Raw genomic sequence first — 25,696 nt, 5'->3', positions numbered from 1 at the left:
TTAAAAAAACCAACAAAAACATAATGATAAGCCATTTTATGTATTCCACGTTGTACCATATCTTTATGGATTGACTGACTTTATTAATTTTTTCTTTCCACGTGTTTAGCTCTTTTTTAAATTTCATGCTTTACAAAGACGGTTAAGTCCTTGACTAAAGGTATAGGATAGAATGACTAATTTGATAAAAACACAAATGAAATATGTTATTGGGCCAGATGGAAGTCCGCTAACAATCGCTGACCTACCGCCAAAAACAACAAGGCGCTGGGTCATTCGTCGCAAAGCTGAAGTTGTTGCGGCGGTGAGAGGTGGATTGTTAAGTCTTGATGAAGCGTGCCAACGCTATACTTTGACCATAGAAGAATTTCTTTCATGGCAAAGTTTGATTGATGAGCACGGTTTAGCTGGATTACGGACAACAAGAATCCAACATTATCGGCATTAATTGTTCTTTGGAACAATTCGATAACAACTTCTGAACATTAAAAAAACAGCCAAACTTGATAAAAGTTCGGCTGTTTTTTCACATTTTTAATACACAAAAATCTCGAATGTAATGCACCAAAATCTCAAAGAGTTGATTTTTAAACGGCAGATTTTATCATCTAGTCATTGATTTAGATTGATTTAAAACGCCCTCATCATCCACGACCGCCTTCTTTTCCCGCGCTTCAAGAAGCTGTGCACGTTGCAACTCTGTATCGGCTTCATGGAGAGCAATTTCAGCATTTGTTTTTTGAAGCTGCAACTCGCGAATCGAATTTGTCAAATTATCACGCCTTTGTCGTGCTGCACGGGCTAAAGCAGAGTAGGCAAAATGGTGAACATCATTGTTTCCAGATTTACTTTCTTCATAAACAATTTGTGCTTCCAGCTCTAACACCATACGCTCAAATTCTGCGATCATCATCTCAAGCTGTGCGATTTCACGACGCCTCCCACGTACTTGAAACATTTTCAATCGCACCATACTATCTCGTGGCTTCATCTCACTACTCCTTGATCGCGCCAACTTCAACTTCATATTCTTACACATATTTAAATAACACTCTGTTGTAATAAAAACAGACAATAAAACTTAAAACCCTATCTTCTGCCTGTTTTCCAAGTATCAAAAAATCCAACCCACTCTTTTAGAAAAATAATATTTCTTTCACTTTCCACAAGAATGAAGAACGTTTAAAGCTCTGTAAACAAATAGCAAAATTGTAAAAAAGTGGTTTAAAAAGAATCTGTTACACATTTTTTTTAAATTTACGGTTAATAGAAAAAGCACGTCATTTTTTTCATTATGTAAAAAACATGCGATTTTTCTAAAATAATTTTATCTGTCTCTTCCAAAAATAAAAATATTTTGTTAACCACTATCAGGGATAGTGGGAAACTCAGTAGTGATTGTTGCGCGTACTGCTGAAATGTTCATGAAACATTTTTATTGTAACTGTTTGATTTAATGGGTTATTTTTATAAACAGTCGGTTTATAAACTGTTATAAAACAAAGCCGCTTCTTCTGATTCGCAAGGAGCTAAAATGAGGGATTTGAAATGCGCGTGTTATTAATTGAAGATGATAAAGCAACCACTCAAAGTATTGAGTTAATGCTAAAATCAGCAAACTTTAACGTTTATATTACCGATCTTGGTGAAGAAGGTATCGATTTAGGAAAACTTTATGATTACGATATCATCTTGCTTGATCTGAACCTCCCTGATATGTCGGGCTACGATGTCTTGCGGACCTTGAGATTGGCAAAAATTAAAACCCCTGTTCTCATTCTTTCCGGCATGAGTGCCATTGAAGACAAAGTTCGTGGTTTTGGCTTTGGTGCAGATGATTATATGACAAAGCCCTTCCATAAAGATGAATTGATTGCACGTATTCATGCGGTTGTTCGTCGCTCTAAAGGGCACGCACAATCTGTTATTGTGACTGGTGATCTCACTGTGAATCTTGATGCAAAAACAGTCGAAGTATCTGGACACCCTGTTCATTTGACTGGCAAAGAATATCAGATGCTAGAGCTTCTTTCTCTGCGTAAGGGCACAACACTCACCAAAGAAATGTTTCTCAATCACCTCTATGGTGGAATGGATGAGCCAGAACTTAAAATTATAGATGTCTTTATCTGTAAGTTGCGGAAAAAATTGGAAGCTGTATCTTCTCATGTAAACTACATTGATACTGTTTGGGGACGTGGTTATGTATTACGTGATCCAGTTGAAGAGAATGTACGTAAAACCGCTTAAGCAATGATAAGGCATATTGCAAAATCTCGGAGTGTAGCGGGCCGAGATTTTTTTTGATTTTTTTTCTGTCATGCTATAAACGCTCACCCCACAAAAAATCTCTTGCATAGAACAAGATGCTCAAAGTCTAAAACCCATACCCTCATTCATATAAATATCATTTTATCGCTCGCGCATATACGCATATAATTGTAGCCTTTCTCTCATATCAATTTGCTTTTCAAAAACTCTTCACACTTTCCAAGATAATACGATTATCTGTTTTATCAATAGTGATTTTCATGTCTGTCATTTCAGCAAGTAATATTGTATAATAGAATTGGATTGTGTGAGCATCGATAAGCTCTTCTTGAAAGTCCCCACGATATAATGCCATAAAATGGGAAGGAAGGCGTAAAATTTTACCACAAACTTCAAATCGAAAAGAACGCTTATTTTCTTCCTGCAAAATCCTAACAACAATTTCCCCACCACGAGAAACCGCTCCGTTTGCAATTAATAACAAATTAAGCAAAAGTTTAACTTCATTTTTAGGTAAAAGCAGAGAAGAAGATTCCCATTTTAAAGTTGCCTTTTCTTCCTTCATATATTGCTGCGCAACTTGTTCAGCAGAGCGTGTATCTATTTTCCCCCCACCTGCTCCTGAAAAACCAAAAGCTAATCGCGCAAACTGTAAACGTGCAGAAGCACTTGCAACAGACCAACGAACCAATTGCAAAGCCTCATCATCCGCACCTCCTTCATCATAGAGCTCCATTGCATTTTGGATAGCACCAACAGGTGAAATCAAATCATGACAAATACGACTACAAAGCAAAGCAGCAAGATCGGTAGACTTCAAAGAAACAGACAATGTCATAATGATTGAAAACTCCCAGATTTAAAAATAAACTTCATTTTAAAGAAAAATTCTTAACATCCTATGCATGCATATAGGAAATTTTGATAACTACGTTAAATTTTTTTCAGAAATAAATTCAAGAATTTAAAGAACCTTAAGTCTTATTTTTTATTTGAATAGAATGAAAATCTTAATATTATTTGTTCTTTAAACAAACAAAAAGGAAAAATTCTATGGCTGTCTTTCTTTTAACACGCTGGTACAAAAATATTGTATTCTTTAGCTTCCTTTTATTTGTGACCATAAACGCTGCGAATGCGCATCTCCAACCCATAGAGCAAGATGAACCAAGTTATTCGCTCCAAGAAATTATTGACTCCGGTCATGTTTTTTTTGGAAAAACAACAAGCGGTATAGCAGTAGCAATTCAAAATATCTTTTCACAATATGGTTATCCTAATGGCTATATTTTAGGGGAAGAAGCTTCTGGATCTTTTTTTGCTGGACTCACCTATGGTGAAGGAAAAATTTTCACAAAAAACTATGGACAACATAAAGTTTTTTGGCAAGGTCCCTCTGTGGGATGGGATTTTGGTGGCCAAGGTTCTCGCTTAATGATCTTAATTTATGACCTTCACAATATAAATAATTTATGGGGACGCTATAGCGGCATTTCAGGTTCAGCCTATCTAATTGCTGGTGTTGGTTTTCATGTTCTGAAACGACACAATATCTTATTGGTTCCAATACGCGCAGGAATTGGTGCACGTCTTGGCGTTAATATAGGATATTTAAAATTAACACCTAAACCGACATGGAATCCATTTTAAACGGATTCTTATAGAAAGGGGGAACTTATGTTGATCCAATCGTTTCTGTTCTTTATTCTTGGAGTTGCTTGCATTTCATGGTTACTCATACTTTTTTCTCCACTTATTTGGCGTAAAGCCCTTTACTTTGCGCACAAATTTGCTTCTGCGCAAGTTCCCTTATCACTCACTGAAATACAAGCAAATTATGATTTTATTTGTGCCAAACATGCTGTAGAATTGGCACGCAACGAACAAAAATATGACTCTTTGCAAAAAAAATATGCCCAACAGAAAATACAATTTAGCAAAATAAAAAAACAGCTTTATGAATTATCTCTTTCCGCACAATATGCTGCTGATAAAAAAGAAGCTTCTAGGATAGAAAGCAACCAAAACGCCCTCATCACAAACACTTGCATAACGGAAATCAAGACTATGCATGAAAAAATTTCCCACTATCAACAACGTTTACAAGAGATTCAAACCCACTCGTCTGATGTTGCTGCTCATCAGCAACTTTTAGCTGAAATGCGTGAAGAAACAAAAGAATTAGCAGCGACATTAGCAGCTCAAATAGCTCTTCAAGAAGGAAAATCCTCACCCATCAACACATTGGTCCAAAATTCTAACAACAAAAATGATCTCGCCTCACGCATCCGTGAAAAAATAACCTTCAGCAAAAAAACATCACTTACATAAATACTCTTTTTAAAAAACCTAGGGGATATATTTAAATCGGCAAATATCTACTGTATCGTTTTATAAAACGAGCAAACTTTTCGTCGTCTTGATAAAAATAAAATAGGCTTTCGCAAAATAAACTGTTCCCTTAACAGAACAAAGGACTTTTTAATGATCAATCAAAAATGCTTTTCAAAAACCAATTCACATAAAGCCTTTTCTTGAGAAAAGCTTTAAAGACAAGAATTCTCTCTCAAGAACGATAAAAATCTCTTATTTTCTGGATAATTCGATCTTGATCATTTTGCGTTAAATAAGGATGCATTGGTAAGCTTAAAACACAGCTGCCCAGAGCCTCAGAAACAGAAAGAGAATCTTTGACATAAGGAAAGTCTTTATAAGCTGGCTGTTGATGCAAGGGGGTCTTGTAATAAACCATAGTCGGAATAGAATTTTCCTGTAAATAACTCTTCAATCTATCACGCTCTTCCACCTTAATCGTATATTGTGCATAGGCACAACGAACATTCTCTCCCACTTCCGGAACCGTAACAATATCTCTTAAACCGTTGGAATAATATTGCGCAAATGCCACACGCTTTTCCATCTCATCTTCAAAGATAACAAATTTTTCTAGCAAAATAGCAGCCTGAATGGTATCTAGACGCGAATTCATACCAATACGCACATTGTCGTATTGCGTTTCACCTTTACCGTGGAACCGAATAGAACGTAAAATTTCTGCTAAATAATCATCATTAGTCATCATAGCACCTCCATCGCCATAACACCCCAATGGTTTTGCAGGATAAAAACTTGTCGATGCCACATCACCAAAAGCGCCGCACATAGTATAACCGCTTTTTCCTCCTATCGATTGAGCAGCATCTTCAATAACAAAAAGATTTTCTTTTACCGCCACTTGCGTAATTTTCTCATAATCAGCAGGAAGACCAAACAAATCAACAGCAATAATTGCTTTTGGTTTGAGACGACCGTCTTTTTTAACCATCTCAATCGCTTCACAAAGTTTCTCAACATCCATATTGAATGTATCAGGCAGAACATCAACAAAAACAGGTTCAGCTCCAACCAGAGCGACAACTTCAGCCGTTGCCGAAAACGTGAAGCTCGGACAAAAAACAGCATCACTGGGACCAATATTTTGAGCCATAAGAGGCATCTTCAACGCATCCGTTCCATTAGCACATGTAACTACATGTTTAACACCAAGATAATCTGCCAACCGCTCTTCAAACTCTATTACTTTTGTTCCCAAAATATAACTACCACTGGCGATGACATGTGCAATTGCAGCATTAATTTTATCTTCAATACGCGCACGCTGTGCCCCAAGATCGATGAACTGCATATAAACTCCATGAATCACAATAATGTAAAAGCGCTACTGATTTCTTTTATCGATGATAATTGACACTAGCAGCAGTTAAAATTCGTAAAACGGCGATAGCCTCATCACCATTTGTACGAGGTGATTGACGCGTTTCAATACAATGAAGGAAATGTTGTAATTCACAAGTAAGCGGCCAACTTTCACAAACATCAATGTAATGCAAAGCATCAGTACTAAAAGCCCACTCTTGATTTTTCTTCCAAACAGCAAAAGGATGCAATGCCAATTTACGATCCCATGGTTCCATATCATCAAAAACAAGCATAGCCTTTGTACCAATAATCGTTAAACGCCTTTCACGATAAGGACTAAGACGTGAAGCAAAAAGATGACTCCGTATACCATTCGGAAAAGTCATATGAATATGAGCAAAATCAGAACACTGATCAATGACAGCTGCCCCTTCACCACGAACTTCAGAAGGTTCACATTCTGTCAAAGCCAAAATCATTGAAAGATCATGCGGCGCAAAATCCCATAACGCATCGCTTTGCGTATGAAACTTTCCAAAACCTAATCGATGAGAATAAATATAACGAATATCCCCCAATGTATTCTTTTTCACCAATTCACATATTTTTTCAAAAACAGGATGAAATCGTAAAACATGCCCCACCATAAAAATTCGCCGATATTTACCAGCGACTTGAACTTGGTGCTCAGCATCTGCTACATTCAAAGCAATGGGCTTTTCAACCAAAACATCTTTACCATTTTCAAGAGCGCACAGCGCATTTTCCGTATGCAACTGCGGAGGCAACGCCAAAACCAGCGCATCAATATCTTTACGTGTAAAAAGATCTTCAGGTGCGATAGCCTCAACACCATACGTACCAGCAAAATCTGAAGCACGTTCAACATTTTTATCAGAAACTGCTGCTAAAGCCCCAAGTTCTTGGAGGGTTCGAATATGATTCTTACCCCAATAACCACACCCTAAAACCGCTACACGTGGCACCATTTTTATGCTTTATCCTGCTTATTTATACAAAAAAATATACTTTCAATTCACTTCATATCGAGGATGAAATAGAATGACAAGAGAAAAGCTTAAAAACGATACTTGACATCTCACTATTCTACCTCTTATATCCGCAGGAGATGTGATGGATCGCAAAAATGATCTTTGATTTTGTTTTGGCGAAGTAGCTCAGTAGGTTAGAGCAGAGGAATCATAATCCTTGTGTCGGGGGTTCAAATCCCTCCTTCGCTACCGTTTTATTTTCACGGCGTTTCTTAAGAAGTTTTGTGATTTTGTGTGCCTTATTGGACACTGTTTTTTGTTTATAAAAAATTCTTAAGCAACTTTTCTCTTTTGTTCACTGAAATGCACTTTTCTCATTTTTTGTGACTTTAAATGTCAAAGCGCTCTTTGCAAAACAATGCCTTAAATGGTCAAAAACATACATAAAAGCAACAAATGACTCCCATTCCCAGCAAATTCTGTTTTTTCCCACGAAGTGCAAAGCTTACTGTCAAATAATATGTGTATAGCGCAACTTATGATTCGCAGGATCTTGACAATGAGTTTTATGTCATTTGACACTTATACCAATTTATTTTTTCGCAGAGTTTTTAAGAAACTCTCAAAAAATTTTCACAACTCTTTTAAAAGCTCTTTGAAACTTTTTCATAAATATCCTTAAAATAAGTTTCATGCCTTGCTGTTTCTAAAACGACAGAACACACTTTTCTCTCTTGCATATAGATAATCTCATACAAAAACATTACTCTCTATGACTTGGTTTTTATTTTTTCAGTATCTCCTTCATTTTTTATCTTCTATCATAAAAAATAAAGCTGATTTAAAAATAATTCTTATCTTTTATAAGCAAAACTATTCGTAATAATAATTATACTAAATTATATATTTTAATATATTACAATAATAGTTAACTTAAATGCAGTATATTTTTTGAAAAATTTATAATTACATTATATGTAAATCTATATTTATTTATAAAAATGTATTTATTGGATAATAATTTATTTTTAATAAATAATAATATCTCATTTAAAAAATATTTATTTATAGTTTTTCTTCACAAAAGCAAAACAATTCTCACTCTTAACATCCATTTTAGATAACAAATAATAACCTTGTATTTTCTGGAGAAAAAGAGAAGTATCTAAAAAAAGAGATAAAGTCATTCATGCAAAAAACAAAAATGATCGGAAAGCATTTAACTGTACTCAAAAACGAAAATACAAACTCACACGCCAGCACCATCATTATATTGACGAACACATAATATTGTGAGAGCCCTTGCACTAAGGCGGTTCATGAGAGATATTTTTCTCTTTTCCTCTATAATTTTCCCCTCATGCCAATCCCGCTTATGGCGTATAAACAAATGAAAAAAATTGACGCAACATAAAATGGTTTGAAATGAAAGAAGCTTACGGATATTCGGGGTTATGCTTCAAAGTGAGTAATGACAAATAATCATTATGAATCAATATGTTGCTCACTACTTAGACACTTATTCCGTCATAACTGCAGATATTTACACTGTAATAGAAAAAAGCTTTAACAGTTCGATTCACTAACCGAAGGATGCAATGATGAAAAGAACGCTCTCCGACATCTTTTCCGCTCTTAAAACAAAAAAGCACGCACACCTAAAGCCTTTACGTATCTCAGTACGTAATATACCGAATAAGATAAAAGTATGACAGCGAAAGCTTCTCTCAGAAAATTGACTCTTTCTTCTATTATTAAAGTTTATCGTACTCTTTCTTCTCTATACACAATAGGTTCAATACTTGCTTCAAAAAACATTTTTGTATAATCATTTTCCGCATGTAAACTGCGCAAATCATCATTGCTTAACTCTTCAAGAATAACCCCTTTATGCATAATTCCTACACGTTCACAAATGTGCGCAACAACAGCAAGATCGTGGGATACCATCAAATAAGTGAGCTTTTTTTCTTCTCGTAACGATTGTAATAAATTTAGAATTTCCGCCTGTACTGATACATCCAATGCAGATGTAGGCTCATCAAGCAACAAAACTTCTGGCTCTATAATCAAAGCACGTGCAAGAGCAATACGCTGACGTTGCCCTCCAGATAACTCATGCGGATAACGATAAAGAAATGAAGAATCTAAACCAACAGAATTGAGAGCCTCATGAACCCGTTCCTTTTGATTATCCATTTTATGGATTTTCAGAGGTTCCATCAAAACAGTATGAACCATTTTTCTTGGATGAAGTGAAGCATAAGGATCTTGAAAAACCAGTTGAATCCGAGAGAGAAAATTCTTATCTCTTTTTTTTGTAATTTCTTCCCCATCAAAAACAAAGCACCCACTACAATCTGAAACAAGTCCAACTAACGTATTCAGAACAGTTGATTTTCCACATCCTGATTCACCAATCAGACCATAAGCTTCACCACGCTTAATATGAAAATTGACACTTTTAACAACCGTCACAGCCTTGTGACGATGCCCAAAGGTTACAGATAAATCAGAAACATCAATTATATTCTCACAATTACTCATGGAGCACCCCCTTCAACACCATTAACAATCGTAGGATTATATAACCAATCAGGATCGCGCTCAGGAACGGACAAAACATCAACTGGGTTATTAAGCCGTGGCAAACTAGCGATCAAAGCTTTCGTATAAGGATGACATGCGCGAGATAAATCACAGGCAGGCAATTCTTCTAACACACGGCCTGCATACATAACCAAAACACGATCACAAAAATCAGCAATCATATTTAAATCATGACTAATAAAAATAAGCCCTGTTCCAGACTTTGTCACCAGCTCATCCAACACCGATAAAACCTGACGCCTTACTGTAATATCAAGCGCAGATGTTGGCTCATCAGCAATAATGAGATCAGGTTTAGGAATAAGCATCATAGCGATCATCACGCGTTGCCCCATACCACCTGATATTTCATGAGGAAATAATCGCATTACATGTTCAGGATCGCGAATATGAACAGATTCTAACATAGAAATTGTTTTTTCATGCGCTTCAACTTTTGAAACACGATAATGAATCCGGTAAGCTTCCATAATCTGCGTCCCAATCCGCATTAACGGATTAAGAGAATATTTTGGGTCCTGCAGAATCATGGAAATACGCTTCCCCCGAATAGTCCGCATTTGAGATTCACTTGCAGTCAATAAATCAACACCATCAAAACACATTTTTTGAGCTTTCACAATTGCTGCTCTTGGACTCAATTTGAGTATGGCGCGCCCAGTCATTGACTTTCCTGATCCCGATTCACCAACAATCCCAATCTTTCCTTTTTCCACAGAAAAGCTCACACCGCGCACAACTTCTGAAATGCCGCGCATTGTAGGAAAAGAAACACGTAAATCTTCTATCTCTAATAATTTTTTACCCATTACGTGGATCCAATATATCACGAAGTCCATCACCGACAAGGTTGAAGGCAAGGCTTGCAAACAATATTGCACACCCTGGTATCACCGCCAACCACCAATTTGTCATCATAAATTCACGACCTGTCGAAAGCATTGCCCCCCATTCAGGACTCGGGAGTTGAGCCCCTAACCCTAAAAAACCAAGACCCGCAGCAGTCAAAATAATTCCAGACATATTTAACGTCAACCGGACCACCACTGAAGGAATACACATTGGTGCAACATGAAACAAAATAATGCGCCAAGCCAAGGCCCCTTGCAAACGAACTGCAGAAACATAGTCAGATGATCTTAAAGTCAAAGTTTCAGCACGTGCTAAACGCGCGATTGGAGGCCATGCAGCAATAGAAATTGCAATAGATGCATTTTCAATGCCTGGTCCCAACGCGGCTGAAAAAGCAAGCGCTAAAATCAGAGCTGGAAAAGCAAGAAAAACATCAACAATGCGCATGAGAACAGTATCAACCCATCCCCCTATATAGCCAGAGACAGTCCCAATGATTAGCCCGATTGGCCCCACAATAATTGTTGTAAGAAAAACAACATAAAGAGTAATACGCGCCCCAAAAACAAGACGACTAAAAATATCACGCCCTAATTCATCTGTCCCAAAATAATGCAACATAGATGGTGGGTGTAAGCGATGCGCAAGGTCATTACTAACAAAATTATGTGTAGCAATCCAAGGAGCAAAAATCGCACAGAAGATAATAATTAAAATAATCACCAAACCAAATACAGCGGAAAGATTACGAGAAAATTTCATTGATGCATGATAAATTCTTTGTACATTTGCTTGAAGCATTGACCGTGGAACGGATTCACTGAGCCAACTCCCCAAAGAAAATGACGATTGCGATTTATTATGATGATTTACTGTTGTCATATTCAACATGTCCTTGGATCAAAGATGCGATAAAGCAAGTCGGAAAACAAATTAATAGCGACAAAGAAAAACCCTACGAACAAAGTACACCCAACAACTGCATTCATATCTCCAGCCAAAAGAGCATTGGTTAAATAATGCCCAAAGCCAGGCCAAGAAAAAACAGTCTCTGTTAATACAGCGCCTTCCAAGAGAGAAGCATAAGAAAGCGCAACAACAGTAATCACCTGAACAGCTGCATTACGGAAAGCATGCCCCCAAACCGTTCGTGCCAATGACAATCCCTTCACACGCGCTGTCGTGATATATTCCTGATTAAGCTGTTCAATCATAAATCCACGCGTCATACGGCTAATATAAGCCATAGCACCAAAAGCCAGGATTAAAGCAGGCATAATAATATGACTAAAGACATTCGCAAAAGCATCCCATGCACCTTGACGAAAGGTATCCCACAGAAAAAAACCTGTTCTAGGTTCAAAAGAATATTCATAAAGAAAATCAATACGCCCTGGGCCACCAACCCAGCCAAGCTTAGCGTAAAATATCAACAACGCCATTAAACCAAGCCAAAAAGTTGGAGTAGAATAACTCAAAAGTGTAAAAGTACGGACAAAATAGTCAATAAAGGAATCGCGATACATTGCTGCAAAAACACCAAACGGAATACCAAGACACGTACCAATGACAATAGCAACCGTGGCAAGTTCCAATGTTGCAGGAAACACGCGCATAATATCTTCTAAAACAGGACGCCCAGAAGTTAAAGCATCTCCAAAATTAAACAAAAAGACATTTTGAAGATAACTCCAATACTGAACAATCAACGGCCTATCAAGCCCCAACTTATAAAACATTGCATCATAAGCTTCCTGGCTGATATTATCACCAAGAATAGCAAGAACCGGATCCAAAGGAAGAAGATGACCGATAAAAAAAGTAATGGTCACCAAACCAAGCAACGTGATAAAAACTGAAATCAGCAGCTTCAATCCCTTGAAAAAAAAGTCCCAGACAACCAATCTTTTCTGCTTTTGTGATACTGCTCCTTCAGCAACTAAAGATGGTGAAACCATTCGTATATCCCCCTCCATAGCGACAAAACATAAAGCTAAAACCTCCTTATACAATAAAGGAAAACCTAATCAAGCACGTTATACAATTTTTATTTATAACATGCTTGTTTTTATTTTTCTGCATCATTGTAGTAAAGCCTAAAACTATTCCAAACCCATTTTTTTACTGCAGGTCCTATACCAAGAGTATAATATGTTTGAAACAAATAAACCATAGGGCCATGTTCAAGCACATAATGCTGTAAAGTGCGATACAGCGCAATACGCTTGTTTTGATCACGTTCAAATAAAGCATCGGTCACCATTTTATTGATATTTTCATCATAATAACCAGCACGCCAAGCCAAATACATACCATGCTTTTTAGTAAATGTTGGATCAGGATTAAAAACATGATTTAATGAAGCAGGATGTCCATCAGGATCAGCACTCCCCCATCCCATAATGGCAGTATCATAATTTCCACCACGCACGCGACTTAACAATTGGTTCTGTGCCATTCTTTCGATTGTGAGTTCAATCCCTATTTTGCGTGCAGTCTCTTGAATAGACTGCGCAACAGACGCCATATAATTAAGGCTCCCAACTAAAATATTTGCTTTAAAACCATCAGGATAACCCGCTTCACGGATCAACTGCTTTGCCTTTTCTAAATCTAGCTTAAACGGCAATCCTTCTTTTTCATCCAAAGCTCCAGGAATTCCCAACGGCATATAGGTTGCACGTGGAATTGCTATCCCCTTTAGAACAGTTTTTCCAAGCCCCTCATAATCAATTAAATAACGAAACGCCAATCTTACTTTTTCGTTAGCAAAAATTGTATTTCTATTATTCACGGATAAATAAACCGTTTGCGGTCGCAAAACACGGACAATCCTGATTGTCCCTCCTTGTTTTTTCCATCTTTGTTTTTTCTCTCCCTGTTTCTCAATATCTAAAATATCCCCTGAAGAGAGATCACGGGCTATATCGACATCGCCTTTTTCCAAAAGAAGTCTCTGACTTGCTGAATCGGCAACATGCTGTACAACAATATGCTTAATCTTAGGCACATCCCCCCAATAATGTTGGGTCGCCTGTAATACAACTTTTTCTCCGGAAAGCCAGCTTACCAATTTATAAGGCCCAACACAAGCTGAATGCGTCACCAAATATTTATTGCCCATATCATCGCCAATACTTTCTGCTTCAATCGTTTTCCGATCAAGTAAAGCAGAAGCATAAGACTGCCCAATAACAGTCAGTATAAGATGAAGTGGATAAGGTTTATCTAATTTCAATTGTAAAGTCTTATCATCAAGAGCCTGAATATTTGTCTCAATATTATCTTTAGTAAATCCGTAGCTTATCAAAGACTGAGCATAAGCAAATCCTAATTTAACAATTCGCTTCATTGACCATGCAAGATCTTGCGCTGTCGCCTTCCTTCCATCATCAAACTTCAAATCATCACGAAGATGAAAAACGATTCTCCTGCCGTCATCTAAAACATCCCAAGATTGTGCCATAGCAGGACGAATTTTTGTGGGATCACGCTTATCATATTGCACCAATGCACTGCAAATATTTGTCAATAACTCACTTGTGACAACCTCAACTGACTGCGCAGGATCAAAACTGCTAATTGAATCAATATTCCACGCTATCACCAAAGTATCTTTAGATGTGGCACCCAATGCTTCTAATATAGAGCTATTAAAAAAAACAATTATGTATAACAAAATAAAAGTTTTTCTTAACATTCAGTTTTCTCCTCTTTCATTCTATCCCTAGTGCAGTTCATTGTATCTTTTAAAATTACAGTATTTTTGGTTTCTCTGTTTCAGTTTAAACAGTACGGCATAAGTAAGAAAAGGCTTCCTAAAACAAATCTCTCAAGCATAAAACGCCAACGAAAACGTGTAGCATTTTCTCCATCAATAAAACGATATCTCTAAAACTCTTTTTCCACACTTATCCAAGTATCACATTTCTTATAAACCGACATTCTTAATCGTGTTCTGCAAAAATCCTCCCATACAATTTATACTCTAAATTCTTTCAAAGTATTCTGTGTGGGAGGATATTTCTTATCACATTATGTCATGATAATGCTTTTTTGCATTTTACAAGACTTAACGAGCTCATTATTTTTCAATTGCACTATAAAAAATATGGGGAACACTATTCCAAACCCACTTTTTCACAGCAGGTGTCATAGCGACAGTACTATATTTCTGGAAGATAAACGCATAAGGCCCTTTTTGCATGAGTTCTCTTTGCAAAGCAGCGTATATTTGCGCACGTTTTTGTGGATCTTTTTCAAACAACGCATCTTCAACTTTTTGATTCATTTTTGCATCAAAATATCCATGGTACCAACTCGGATAAGCTGTGTTTTTAGCCTCAAAGCTATTATCAGGATTAAAAACAAGACGTGAAGCCATTGTATGAGGATCAGCAGAATCATTGTTCCAGCCTATAAAAGCCGTATCAAAATTACGCGCATAAACTTTTGAAAACAATTGCGTACCTGCCAAACGTTCAATATTAAGCCGCACACTCACTTTTGCAGCACTATCTTGAATAGATTGAGCAACTGCCAAGGCATAAGGAGTGTTTCCTATTAAAAAATTGGCTTCAAAACCGTTTGGATAACCTGCTTCTGTTAAAAGCTTCTTCGCTTTTTGAGGATCAAATTTAAAGGGCTGGCCCTCTTTTTCACCCAAAGCACCAAAATTACCAAGAGGAATAAAGCTCGCACGAGAAACACCAATCCCTTTGAGAAGAGTTTTTCCAAGACCTTGATAATCAATCAAATAACGCATGGCCAAGCGCACTTTTTCACTGGAAAAAATAGGATTGGTTGTATTGAAGCCCCAATACATCATGGATGGTGCCAAAACTTTTTCAACTCTAATATCGGTTGTTGCTTGGAGATCTTTTAAATCCTCAGGCGTCAAATTACGCGCAACATCAATATCATGCTTTTGTAACAATAAACGCTGCGTTCCAGGTTCCGCGACATGGCAAATTAAAATCTTCTTCAACTTAGGCGCCGTCCCCCAATAATGAGAGCTCGCACGCAACAAAAGAGCTTCTCCAGGACGCCAACTGACCAACTGATAAGGACCGACACAGGCAGCGTGACTCGCTAAATACCGGTTTCCCATATCACCATCTTTTTCGTGCTTCATAATTGTCTTACGATCGAGCAAAGCTGTAGCACGGTTGGCAACGATATTATTAAGAATAAGCTCTGCTGGATAAGGCTTATCAAACTTCATGACTATCGTCTTTGCATCTGGTGCTTGAAGAGCCGTATCAACATTTTTCTCTGTGATTCCATATTCATTAAAGATTGCTGCATTGGCCAACTTCAATTTAACAATCCGCTTCATACTCCAAAGAAGATCATGAGCATTAGCAGAACGACCATCATTAAACTTCAAACCATCGTGCAAATGAAAAGTAATCTCTGTACTCTTATCATCACCTGAAACGTCCCAACTCTTTGCCATAGAAGGCACCATTTTAGCGGGATCATCTGTAGCAGTCTCAACCATATTATCACAAACATTAGCAAGAATTTCACTTGCATAAACGTCATTAAGTTGTGCAGGATCAAAACTATTAATCGCATCAATATTCCAAGCCATCACGAGAGTATCGGCAGGTGTCTTTGCGGAAGCTTGTTGCACAAACATCCCCAGTGTCATAAAAACAGAAATCAAAGAGCCGCTGCTTTTCCATATTTTTCTTTTCAATTTCATAGAGTTTTCCTTTTCAAAGTTTATTATACTAAATTAATTATCCTGAAATGACACAACAAATTTATAATAACAAAGACAACAGAGATTGAATAAACACATTTTTACTCTCACAATAAAGTTACTCACTTAAACTTCATTGCTAAGTCTCAATGAAATCATAGTAAAAACACAACATATTTTCCGCATATTTCTTGCCAATATTATATCCGCATCAAAGCAGTTTTTATTCATCTCAATAAGCAACACCTTATTCTTAAATCAATGAGAAAAGTCATCATCCAGAGATTTATAGATTCACTATTCTATTCCTTATACGTTATCTTTAATATGCAAACTCTAAAAATCATTATCCCTCTCACACACTCAGTTTAAATATACACTCAAAATATATACGGCCCTTACCACAGAGCTAAATAATTTGAACAAGAATACAGCAGAAAAAACACCCTCACAAAAAACCTGCTATCCTAAAAAACTCTTCAATCTTTTAAAGATCAAGACTCAAAGGAAATCTTTCTTTTCTCATGATACCAAATGAACCGATAGAGATAAACGTGCGATAAGAAACACCAATGTTTCTAAAGCCTATCCTTTCAAAAATATTATAATCGGCTAGAAGCTACAAAACAAAATACATTGTTTTCATTGTGAAAACGAAACCTATCATCCCCTCCCCTAAAAAATTGATAGACTATAAACTTTTCCAAACTTTCCCATTCACCATTGCTTTGCGACTACCAGAACCTAACACTCAATAGTACACTGTACCCACTCTTGTTTCTAACGGAAAATTCTAGAGATCTAACAAAGCACCATAGTAAAGACAAACCTGTTGATCTTAAGCTTCCCCTCCCAAAAACTGGAGCTCAAACACAGAGAAAATACGTCTTAAAGGAAAAGCTATCAGATAACAAAATATAATACAAGTATTTGGATAATCAGCCCCAATATATAATGTACAAACTACCGTAAATTCCATAAAAGTTTATTTCATGATAATTAAAAAAAATGGAATAACTCTATAAGAAATTCACACTGACCAACCTGAAAACACTTTGCCTTTATGATCTAATGTTGATGACAACAGCACCCACCACAGATCTGTTATCATCAACATGTTGTTTCCCAACGATAACACCTCACTTCGCATATTAAAGAGATTTAAATATCGTAACGTTCTTTCGTTTAAAGACTTTTTTTTATGATAAATCTATCAACACCAACCCCTTACATGGCATAAATAGAAACTGTAGGGAAACAAAATCACTTTCCAAAAGGCGTATAAATGTCTTTTATAAAAAGATCTTCCTGCAAAGATTGCCACAACTCTTAAAGACTGAAAAAATGAGAGTGCCCACTGATACCTTGATATAATCAGAGATAATCAATGCATCATGAATTTTTGTTATACCGCTCTCCTACGGTGAAAGAGGCTTTAAAACCAATGAGAACCTCTTTTTCAACACACGTGCATGAAGAATAAAGCACATAGGAACAAACAATCCCAATAGCATTGAGTGCTTAAAACATGTGTGGCACCCTAAACGTAATAAACAATGAAAAGCCCGAAAAACCATTCCATATCCTTTAAAGAGACCCTTTGAGAAAAGGATTTTTACAAATTTACCGACAAAAACACCCTTCAAGATGATCATTAACAATCCCCACAGATTGCATAAAAGCATAACAAATTGTAGGACCAACAAATGTCCAACCACGTTTTTTCAAATCTTCAGAAAGACGACGAGAAGCAGGTGTTATAGGGGTTGCCAAAAATGTTTGAAAATCTATTTTTCTAGAACGCTCTGATTGTGGTGGTTGAAAAGACCAAAAATAACGAGATAAACTTCCCCACTCTGTGATAATTTCTTGTGCTCTCAATGCATTATTGAGCACTGACCGAATTTTCCCTTGATGACGAACAATATCTTTATTTTGCATCAATATTTGTATCTCTTTTTCATCATAATGGATCATTTTTTCAAAATCAAAATGCTCAAACGCATCTCGAAAAGCAGAGCGCTTTTTTAAAATTGTGAGCCAAGAAAGCCCTGCCTGAAAACCTTCAAGACAAATTTTTTCAAACAAATGGCGATCTTCAAAAACCGGTTTCCCCCATTCATGATCATGATAAGCACAATAAAGTGGATCCGTTCCTGCCCATGCGCAACGAACTTTTCCATCAGCCCCCATAAGAAGTCCTTCATCAATCATCGTCTTTCCCGTATTAAAAGAGCGTTCCTTGGTCATCGTGCTTCGACTTTAATCGTTTAGATTTTGAAGACCTATTAAGAGCATGATCATGTGTTGAAACACAAATTTCACCATCAAAAAAGCGCAAACTGACTTGCCCTATCTCAGGAAACTGCGCCAATCTCTTAATAGGCTTATCCTCTTCTCCCAAAGCCAAAACAAATCCACGCTCTAAAATATTCTGATACGAAGTGCTTTTTAAAAGCCTATACGCAACTTCTACTTGAGCGCGTTGTTTTTCCACATTGCGCACAAAGGCACGGTAAAGACGTGCAGTATATTCCTTTGTATTGCATTGTGCTTTTTCCGTATTTAGCAAACGCAGCGAAAGACGAACACCAACCGCCTGAAAATAAAAACGTTTTTTATCAAAATGAATAGAAAGAGCACGTTGTAACCGACTTGAAATTTCATCAAAACCCCGGCGCGGAAGAGCAAAAAGTTGATCGACAGTTGGAAGTCCTCGGATAACAGCACGCAATTTTTGTTGATGAAAATCGAAATAACGCGCCAACCCCTTACGCAAACGAGCACCAAGAGACGCCACATAAACTTCAAGGTCAAGCTTAACGGGAACAGCCTTTTCTGCAGCCCCTGTGGGTGTTGGAGCACGCCAATCAGCAACATAATCAATCAAAGTCCAATCAGTTTCATGCCCAACAGCAGAAATCACCGGAAGGGAAGAAGCATAAACAGCACGAACAACAGCTTCATCATTAAACCCCCATAAATCTTCTAAACTTCCTCCTCCCCGTGCAACAATAATCAGATCAGGTCTTGGAACGATCCCTTTTAAAGGAAGTGCATTAAAACCCTCCACAGCCGCTGCTACTTCTTGTCCACTTGTTTCTCCTTGCACACGGACAGGCCAAACCAAAATATGCAACGGGAAACGGTCCGATATACGGTGAATAATATCACGAATAACAGCCCCTGTTGGTGATGTCACAACGCCTATAATTTGGGGCATATAAGGCAAGGATTTTTTATGGGATTCGTCGAATAACCCCTCACCAGCAAGTTTTTTCTTACGATTTTCTAGAAGAGTCATCAAAGCACCAATCCCCGTTGGCTCAAGTGCTTCAATAATGATTTGATATTTTGATGATCCAGGATAAGTTGTTAGTTTACCAACAGCAATAACTTCCATTCCTTCTTCAGGAGGGAATTTAAGCTTTTCCATAATGCCGCGCCAAATAACAGCCTCTAACCGCGCCTTATCGTCTTTTAAGGCAAAGTAAGCATGCCCTGAAGCATGAGCGCCACGATAACCTGATATCTCCCCGCGCACCCGCACATAACCAAACTTCTCTTCAACAACGCGCTTCAAAGCCCCTGCTATCTCAGAAACGCTAAATTCTACAACATTTGTTGCACCTGTTTTTTCACCAAACAAACTGACCATTTTTCAATTTTTGACACCCAGTTTCTATAAACCTTTTTGAAACACTGTATTTTTAGCCTTTTGATTTATATTTTCATCTAAAAGTCCATAAGCACCAAATCAAATACCTCTATTCTGAGTCTCAAATCGATACTGAAAACTGTAAATGAATACCAAAGCTCTCGTATAAAAATACATAGAGTTATCGATTCTATATTGTAAAATTGTATCAATGACAGTTGAAATATTCACTCTTCATATCTAGACAAAAATACCTTTCATGAGAAAATATCTCTCTTAAAAAGAAGATCCTAAAATGACATTTTATACACAATAAATCACTATATTACCAAGAAAATCCGATGTTTTGCAAACCCCTTAAACAGTTATATACAAAACGCCGAGAATATCATGATTCCACTTTTGTTGTATTTTACAACATTGAAATCCACTTATTTTTCAATTGCACTATAAAAAATATGGGGAGCACTATTCCAAATCCATTTTTTCACATTAGGCGTCATCGCGACAGAAACATATATCTGATAAATAAAGGCATAGGGTCCTTTCTGCATAACTTCACGCTGCAAATCAGCATACATTTGCGCCCGTTTTTGTGAGTTTTTTTCAAACAATGCCTCTCTCACCTTTTGATTCATAGTTTCATCAAAATAACCATACCACCAACTCGCATAAGCTGTACTTTTTGCTTCAAACCGATTATCAGGATTGTAAATCAGACGTGCAGCCATTGTGTGGGGATCGGAAGACCCATTATTCCATCCCAAAAAATCGTATCAAAAGCGCGTGCCTCAAACTTTGAAAACAATTGCGTCCCCACAAAACGTTCAATCTTAAAATCCACCCCAACCTTTGCTGCATTATCTTGGAGTGACTGAGCAATAGGCAAAGCAAAAGGATAAGGAGAAGTCCCTGCATAAATCTTAGCTTCAAAACCTCTGGATAACCTGCCTCCGTTAAAAGCTGTTTTGCTTTTTTAAAATCAAGTTTAAAGGGTTGTCCTTCTTTTTCATTTAAAGCGCCAAGATTACCAAGAGGAATAAAACTTGCACGGGAAATATCAACATCTTTAAGAAGAGTCTTACCGAGTTCATCATAATCAATAAAATAGCGCATAGCCAAACGCACTTTATTCATTAGAAAAATAGGGCTTGTCGCATTAAAACCCCATATAATCACGGAGGGCGCTAACACTTTTTCAACTTTAATATCCGTTGTTGCTTGCAGATCTGCTAAATCCTCTGGCAACAAATTACGTGCAACATCGATATCATGTTTTGCAACAATAAACGCTGCATTCCTAGTTCTACAACATGGCGAATTAAAATCTTCTTTAATTTAGGCGCCTCCCTCCAATAATGAGCGCTTGCCTGCAACAAAAGAGCCTCTCTAGGACGCCAACTCCTGATTTTATAAGGACCAACACAAGCAGAATGGCTTGCCAAATACTGGTTTCCCATATCACCTCTTATTCGTGTTTCATGAGCGTCTCACGGTCGAGCAAAACAACAGTACGATCGTAAATAAATGGCTAAGAAACAGTTCTGCAGGATAAGACTTATCAAAGTTCATCACCACCGTTTTTTCATCTAATGCTTGAAAAACCTCATCAACATTTTGTTCTGTGATCCCATATTCATTAAATGTCACCGCATTAGATATCTTCAGTTTAACAACTCGCCTCATACTCCAAACAAGATCATTGGCATCAGCAAAACGACCATCATTGAACTTCAAACCATCGCACAAATGAAAAATAATCACCGTGCACTGGTCGTCACTCAAAATATCCCAACTTTTTGCCAAAGACGGAACCATTTTCGTGGCATCATCTTTAGCTGATTCAACTAAATTATCACAAACATTAACAACGATTTCGGTTCCATAACGATCATTGAGTTGTGCAGGATCAAATGTACTGATTGCATCAAGATTCCAAGCCATCACAAGAGTCTCAGCAGGTGTTTTCGCTGCAGCTTGCTGCAAAAAATTCCCCCAGCAATAAAAGCAGAAATAAAAGGACTGCTGCCTTTTAATATTTTTCTTTTCAAATTCATAAACTTTATCCTTTTAAAGATTATTTGATAAATTCCTCATGCAACAACACGTGCAAAATCATAAAATCAGATCGAGAAAACACACTTCATTAGAAGCAAATAAGAGAGCACTAAACCCCTCAGAACCAGCACCTCTCACCTACCGCCCATGACCTCCTAAAGGCGTATAAGCAAAACGACAATATGCAAAAACAACAGTCTCATATATTGATAAAGGGCAGACCTCGTTGATCATGCACAGCATCTATAATGGAGAATACATAAGGCAAAGACTTCTTCTTCGCCTCACCAAACAAATCATATTTTTCAAATTGTCTTCTTGGAGCTTTCTAACAAGTGCCATCACAACGCCATTCCAACTGATAAAAAACCTCAATAACAATTTGATATTTTGATAAGCTCAAATAAGTTGTAAACTTACCGAAGATGACCACTATCTCTTCCCTTAAAAGGGAAAGTAAATATTTTCATGAAAAACCATACCAAAAACATCCCCCATGCATAACTTGCCTTCTCTTTAAGATAAAAGCCGTAAAACCTACAGCACAAGCAGAGTGTCATCTGATATTTTCCCACATACCCGCGCATAATTTTCCTAATGCATCCTAAGGCCCCCGCTCTCTCAGAAGTCCCGAAATCTCTCTCATCCGTTGCCTCTCTTTTGCAACGAACAATTTACCATTTCGTCCATTCAAGTAGACTGAAATATCCAACCTTAATATTTAAACTATGTTTTTACAAAGATGAATAATACATTGATTTATAATGGTTTTTATCGTTTCTCACCTTGAATCATAGCCCCGAATATTGTAAGATTCTCTCATCTCAAATCACTTCATATTGAATCAATTTTATTCATTTAGCTTTATGCCATAAGCGGGGTTGGCAGATGGGTAAAAATTACAGAGGAAAGGAGGAAAAATGCCTCTTATGAATCGCCTTAAGTGCCAAGGGCTGTCGCAACATTGGGTGCTGGTAAAGTGAATGATGGTGCCGGCTTGTACCTTCATAAGCGTCAAGATGGTGGAGCTCAATGGCTTTATCGCTATACTATTCACGGGCGCTGTCGTGAAATGGGCTTGGGTGCCTTGAGAGATGTTTCTTTAAAACAAGCCCGTGAAACTGCAACACGGTGGCGTTCTGTTTTACGTGAAGGTCGTGATCCCATTAAAGAACGCAATAAACAAAAGCGTGAGACAATGCGTAATCTTCATTATCTTAAAGACAGTGCTTTAGAGACTTTTGAAAGCCGTAAAGCTAAATTAAAAGGTGATGGAAAGGATGAACAGTCCTCTCCCCAATCAAATATCTTGAAATCTCACTCTATACACAACATATTCATAACTTGTCAAAAGACTTTGACATACTGAAAAACTTTTTACCGTCTGCAAAACATCAAAATTAGTTGTTTCCTTGCAAACTCCCAAAAACAAAAGAAGGTCAAGCAGTTTAAAGAAAAACTATGAAGATGTCCCGAAAAATGCCAACAAAGCACAAACGCATTGCAGACACAAGTGCAGATACTACACCAGTATTACAGTGCAGATATTATATCAGCATCAAAAAATGGTAAACGCAAAAGAAAAATAAGAAAAACAATAATAAAAACCTTGTTTCTTCTTTATAAAGAAGAAGACTATTGTATTATGCAATTCAAACGCAATATATTCAAGAATATATCAAAATGAACAAAAGGAAAAACATGTCCAATTCTTTTCGCGCATTTCTTGGAGATACGTTAGGACGTGTTGCTATAAAATTGTTTATTCTCTCACTTCTTATGGGCATTGTGATGAATTTTCTGGGATGGACCCCTCGAAGTTTTATACGAACAGTCATAGAATTTTTAAAATCTCTGTGGGAAACAGGGTTTATAACGCTTACAAACCTCTTTTATATGACCATGATGGGTGCTATCATTGTCATCCCTATTTTTCTTTTTTTACGCCTTTTGCACAAAAAATAAATGCCTCAAGCACTTTGCTAGTCTTTTCGAAAAATCAGACGGCATAAAAATCCTGTACTAATAGCGACAATTACCGCAATGAGGCCGTATAAAAAACTGTGCTGATGTGCTGCATGGAAAATTGTATACGCAATATGTGCTTTAACAATTTCAAGATTTGTAGTTGCACTATCAATAAACTGTCCATCACGAAAAAGATAAGCACGGACTTTATAATGTCCAACAGGTGTATTTGCCGGCAGTTGGAAATGCGCTGTAAAAAGTATGCCCGAACCAAAACGAACACCTCCAACTTCCTCATTATAAAGTTTCTTTGCTTTTTGCGATTTTATCAGTTCATCACGGAAAGTTCGTATTTTTGCCTGATCTTGTTCATCTGTCTGCAGCGACAAATAAGAGAGTCCTAACCCTAAACGCTTATAATCTTCAACACTTGCAATATCCTCCAGCTCACGCGTTGTGACCATAGAATAAAAAAGAGGAACATTCTTAAAAACAAGGGAATCTGTATTAATCCAAACCCCAGCATTCCGTTTCTTTTCCCGCATTACCATGGGGCGGGATTGTCCTTCCAAGCACACAATAACATCATAACGGTTTTGTCGAGAATAGAGTGGATCAATATTTTCCAAAACACCAGCAATATAAAGATCACGACCATCGAAATGTGCATCAACTGTAATTGTATTCGTTGTTACAATAATCTGGATAGTTTCATGATTCACTTGATCAATGAATGACATCTTCGTGCCAACATGGGCCCACGAAAAAAAAGAAACAATACAAAAGCAGCTTGTGATGATACATAAGGAAAATAATCTGCCCATTTTTATCTCGTAAGAATATCCAAAGAGAAAAGATTATCAGGGCGTACAAATAATTGGAAAGCAAGACGCATACATACAGCCAACACCAAGAATGCAAGCGCCATACGCAACTGTTCAGCCTTTAACTTTCGTCCAGCCCGTGTTCCATATTGCGCACCAATACTTCCCCCAATCATCAGCAAAAAAGCCAAAACAATATCGACAGATTGATGCGTTACGCTTTGCAAAACTGTCGTAAAAGAAGAAACAAATGTAATCTGAAAAAGGGAAGTTCCAATCACCACACTCGTTGGAACACGCAGAAGATAAATCAATGCTGGTATCATAAAAAATCCCCCACCAATTCCCATAATAGAAGACAACAATCCAACAATGAGACCAATTCCTAAAACGGGAATGATGCTCACATAGATCATGGATGTTCGAAAACGCATTTTTAAGGGCAATCGATGAATCCAATTATGCCGACCAGCAAAACGAATATTGACTTTTTGCGCCTTACGTTTACGCACCATATCGCGCCAACTTTCAATAATCATCAAACTTCCCACACTCCCAAGAAGAACCACATAAAGAAACGAAATCATTAAATCCAATTGCCCCAGTTTTTTCAAAACAGAAAAAATCTGAATCCCGATTAAAGAGCCTATTCCTCCTCCAATCGCTAACAAAATACCAAGTTTGATATCCAGAGTACGTCTTCTAAAGTGTGTAATTGCCCCTGTCACAGATGAGGCAATCATCTGGTTTGCTCCTGTGCCAACCGCAATAGCAGGAGGAATATTATAAAAAATCAATAAAGGTGTAATGAGAAAACCACCACCAATCCCAAAAAGGCCTGAAAAAAAACCAGCAACAACCCCCATGCCAATCAAAATCAGCATGTTGAGTGACATTTCAGCAATTGGTAAATAAATACTCACTTAACAGAACTTTCAAAATAATTTGAGTTTTTTAGACAATTTGAAATTTCTTCTCCAATAATCCTTGCTGTGTGTTTTAAAAGACAATTTTAAATGTCATATCTATCTTCAATACCATATTTGTCTTTGTA

Annotated in this window: 19 protein-coding genes, 1 tRNA gene and 2 pseudogenes; 7 read left to right on the top strand and 15 right to left on the bottom strand. The window is 37.2% G+C overall.

Annotated elements, in window-relative coordinates:
• Positions 1 to 172 precede the first annotated feature (172 nt).
• Positions 173 to 448, top strand: coding sequence for a CtrA inhibitor SciP (gene sciP, locus BN67_RS01185; RefSeq protein WP_019222333.1), 276 nt, complete (start codon positions 173 to 175; stop codon positions 446 to 448).
• Between the two features lie 156 nt (positions 449 to 604).
• On the opposite strand, the gene BN67_RS01180 is transcribed toward sciP, so the two are convergent.
• The gene (locus BN67_RS01180) at positions 605 to 991 is read right to left on the bottom strand and encodes a hypothetical protein (protein WP_019222332.1); all 387 of its coding nucleotides are present in this window, start codon (positions 989 to 991) and stop codon (positions 605 to 607) included.
• Positions 992 to 1,548: 557 nt separating this feature from the next.
• Here BN67_RS01180 and ctrA point away from each other — a divergent pair.
• Positions 1,549 to 2,250: a response regulator transcription factor CtrA gene (ctrA, locus tag BN67_RS01175; RefSeq protein ID WP_019222331.1), complete on the top strand. Its 702-nt coding sequence runs from the start codon at positions 1,549 to 1,551 to the stop codon at positions 2,248 to 2,250.
• 220 nt (positions 2,251 to 2,470) lie between these two features.
• Here the strand turns inward: ctrA and chpT are convergent, their stop codons facing one another.
• Positions 2,471 to 3,109 carry a histidine phosphotransferase ChpT gene (chpT, locus tag BN67_RS01170; protein ID WP_019222330.1) on the bottom strand — a complete coding sequence of 213 codons (639 nt, stop codon included), beginning with the start codon at positions 3,107 to 3,109 and terminating at the stop codon, positions 2,471 to 2,473.
• A 215-nt stretch (positions 3,110 to 3,324) separates the two neighbouring features.
• Here chpT and BN67_RS01165 point away from each other — a divergent pair, with 215 nt between their 5' ends.
• Together BN67_RS01165 and BN67_RS01160 are read left to right on the top strand one after the other, a co-directional pair.
• Positions 3,325 to 3,921: a DUF1134 domain-containing protein gene (locus tag BN67_RS01165; protein WP_019222329.1), complete on the top strand. Its 597-nt coding sequence runs from the start codon at positions 3,325 to 3,327 to the stop codon at positions 3,919 to 3,921.
• 27 nt (positions 3,922 to 3,948) lie between these two features.
• Positions 3,949 to 4,602: a hypothetical protein gene (locus BN67_RS01160; protein ID WP_019222328.1), complete on the top strand. Its 654-nt coding sequence runs from the start codon at positions 3,949 to 3,951 to the stop codon at positions 4,600 to 4,602.
• Between the two features lie 235 nt (positions 4,603 to 4,837).
• Here the strand turns inward: BN67_RS01160 and BN67_RS01155 are convergent, their stop codons facing one another.
• Both BN67_RS01155 and BN67_RS01150 read right to left on the bottom strand, forming a co-directional pair.
• Positions 4,838 to 5,956: a DegT/DnrJ/EryC1/StrS family aminotransferase gene (locus BN67_RS01155; protein ID WP_019222327.1), complete on the bottom strand. Its 1,119-nt coding sequence runs from the start codon at positions 5,954 to 5,956 to the stop codon at positions 4,838 to 4,840.
• Between the two features lie 46 nt (positions 5,957 to 6,002).
• On the bottom strand, positions 6,003 to 6,959 hold the full coding sequence (locus tag BN67_RS01150) for a Gfo/Idh/MocA family protein (RefSeq protein WP_019222326.1): 957 nt from the start codon (positions 6,957 to 6,959) through the stop codon (positions 6,003 to 6,005).
• A 178-nt stretch (positions 6,960 to 7,137) separates the two neighbouring features.
• Between BN67_RS01150 and BN67_RS01145 the strand changes: the two genes are divergently transcribed.
• A tRNA-Met gene (locus tag BN67_RS01145) sits at positions 7,138 to 7,211 on the top strand.
• A gap of 1,512 nt (positions 7,212 to 8,723) precedes the next feature.
• On the opposite strand, the gene BN67_RS01135 is transcribed toward BN67_RS01145, so the two are convergent.
• The 9 genes and pseudogenes from BN67_RS01135 to BN67_RS12455 all read right to left on the bottom strand — a co-directional run bounded on the left by BN67_RS01135 (position 8,724) and on the right by BN67_RS12455 (position 21,849).
• Positions 8,724 to 9,509: an ABC transporter ATP-binding protein gene (locus tag BN67_RS01135; protein ID WP_019222324.1), complete on the bottom strand. Its 786-nt coding sequence runs from the start codon at positions 9,507 to 9,509 to the stop codon at positions 8,724 to 8,726.
• Entirely contained in the window at positions 9,506 to 10,381 is an 876-nt protein-coding gene (locus BN67_RS01130) for an ABC transporter ATP-binding protein (protein ID WP_019222323.1), read from the bottom strand. The genes BN67_RS01135 and BN67_RS01130 overlap by 4 nt, the downstream gene beginning before the upstream one ends.
• Positions 10,374 to 11,306: an ABC transporter permease gene (locus BN67_RS01125; protein WP_026088100.1), complete on the bottom strand. Its 933-nt coding sequence runs from the start codon at positions 11,304 to 11,306 to the stop codon at positions 10,374 to 10,376. The genes BN67_RS01130 and BN67_RS01125 overlap by 8 nt, the downstream gene beginning before the upstream one ends.
• Before the next feature lie 2 nt (positions 11,307 to 11,308).
• A complete protein-coding gene (locus BN67_RS01120; RefSeq protein ID WP_026088099.1) occupies positions 11,309 to 12,382 on the bottom strand; it encodes an ABC transporter permease in 1,074 nt (357 codons plus the stop codon).
• Between the two features lie 110 nt (positions 12,383 to 12,492).
• On the bottom strand, positions 12,493 to 14,124 hold the full coding sequence (locus tag BN67_RS01115; protein WP_019222320.1) for an ABC transporter substrate-binding protein: 1,632 nt from the start codon (positions 14,122 to 14,124) through the stop codon (positions 12,493 to 12,495).
• A gap of 384 nt (positions 14,125 to 14,508) precedes the next feature.
• On the bottom strand, positions 14,509 to 16,134 hold the full coding sequence (locus BN67_RS01110; protein ID WP_019222319.1) for an ABC transporter substrate-binding protein: 1,626 nt from the start codon (positions 16,132 to 16,134) through the stop codon (positions 14,509 to 14,511).
• Positions 16,135 to 17,757: 1,623 nt separating this feature from the next.
• A complete protein-coding gene (locus BN67_RS01105; protein WP_026088098.1) occupies positions 17,758 to 18,384 on the bottom strand; it encodes a DNA-3-methyladenine glycosylase I in 627 nt (208 codons plus the stop codon).
• On the bottom strand, positions 18,362 to 19,792 hold the full coding sequence (gene xseA / locus BN67_RS01100) for an exodeoxyribonuclease VII large subunit (protein ID WP_019222317.1): 1,431 nt from the start codon (positions 19,790 to 19,792) through the stop codon (positions 18,362 to 18,364). The genes BN67_RS01105 and xseA overlap by 23 nt, the downstream gene beginning before the upstream one ends.
• Before the next feature lie 431 nt (positions 19,793 to 20,223).
• A pseudogene (locus BN67_RS12455) lies at positions 20,224 to 21,849 on the bottom strand (ABC transporter substrate-binding protein).
• A gap of 921 nt (positions 21,850 to 22,770) precedes the next feature.
• Here BN67_RS12455 and BN67_RS11280 point away from each other — a divergent pair.
• A pseudogene (locus BN67_RS11280) lies at positions 22,771 to 23,132 on the top strand (Arm DNA-binding domain-containing protein); the annotation flags it as partial.
• A 419-nt stretch (positions 23,133 to 23,551) separates the two neighbouring features.
• Positions 23,552 to 23,815, top strand: coding sequence for a DUF6460 domain-containing protein (locus tag BN67_RS01075; RefSeq protein ID WP_026088094.1), 264 nt, complete (start codon positions 23,552 to 23,554; stop codon positions 23,813 to 23,815).
• Between the two features lie 17 nt (positions 23,816 to 23,832).
• On the opposite strand, the gene BN67_RS01070 is transcribed toward BN67_RS01075, so the two are convergent.
• A complete protein-coding gene (locus BN67_RS01070) occupies positions 23,833 to 24,642 on the bottom strand; it encodes a TIGR02186 family protein (RefSeq protein WP_019222314.1) in 810 nt (269 codons plus the stop codon).
• A gap of 2 nt (positions 24,643 to 24,644) precedes the next feature.
• The gene (locus BN67_RS01065; RefSeq protein WP_019222313.1) at positions 24,645 to 25,565 is read right to left on the bottom strand and encodes a sulfite exporter TauE/SafE family protein; all 921 of its coding nucleotides are present in this window, start codon (positions 25,563 to 25,565) and stop codon (positions 24,645 to 24,647) included.
• Positions 25,566 to 25,696 lie beyond the last annotated feature (131 nt).

The organism is Bartonella rattaustraliani AUST/NH4, assembly GCF_000312565.1.
In the GTDB taxonomy this organism is placed as follows: Bacteria; Pseudomonadota; Alphaproteobacteria; order Rhizobiales; family Rhizobiaceae; genus Bartonella; species Bartonella rattaustraliani.
The sequence above is the reverse complement of the archived record's forward strand: the minus strand, read 5'-3'. Positions and strand labels throughout refer to the sequence as shown.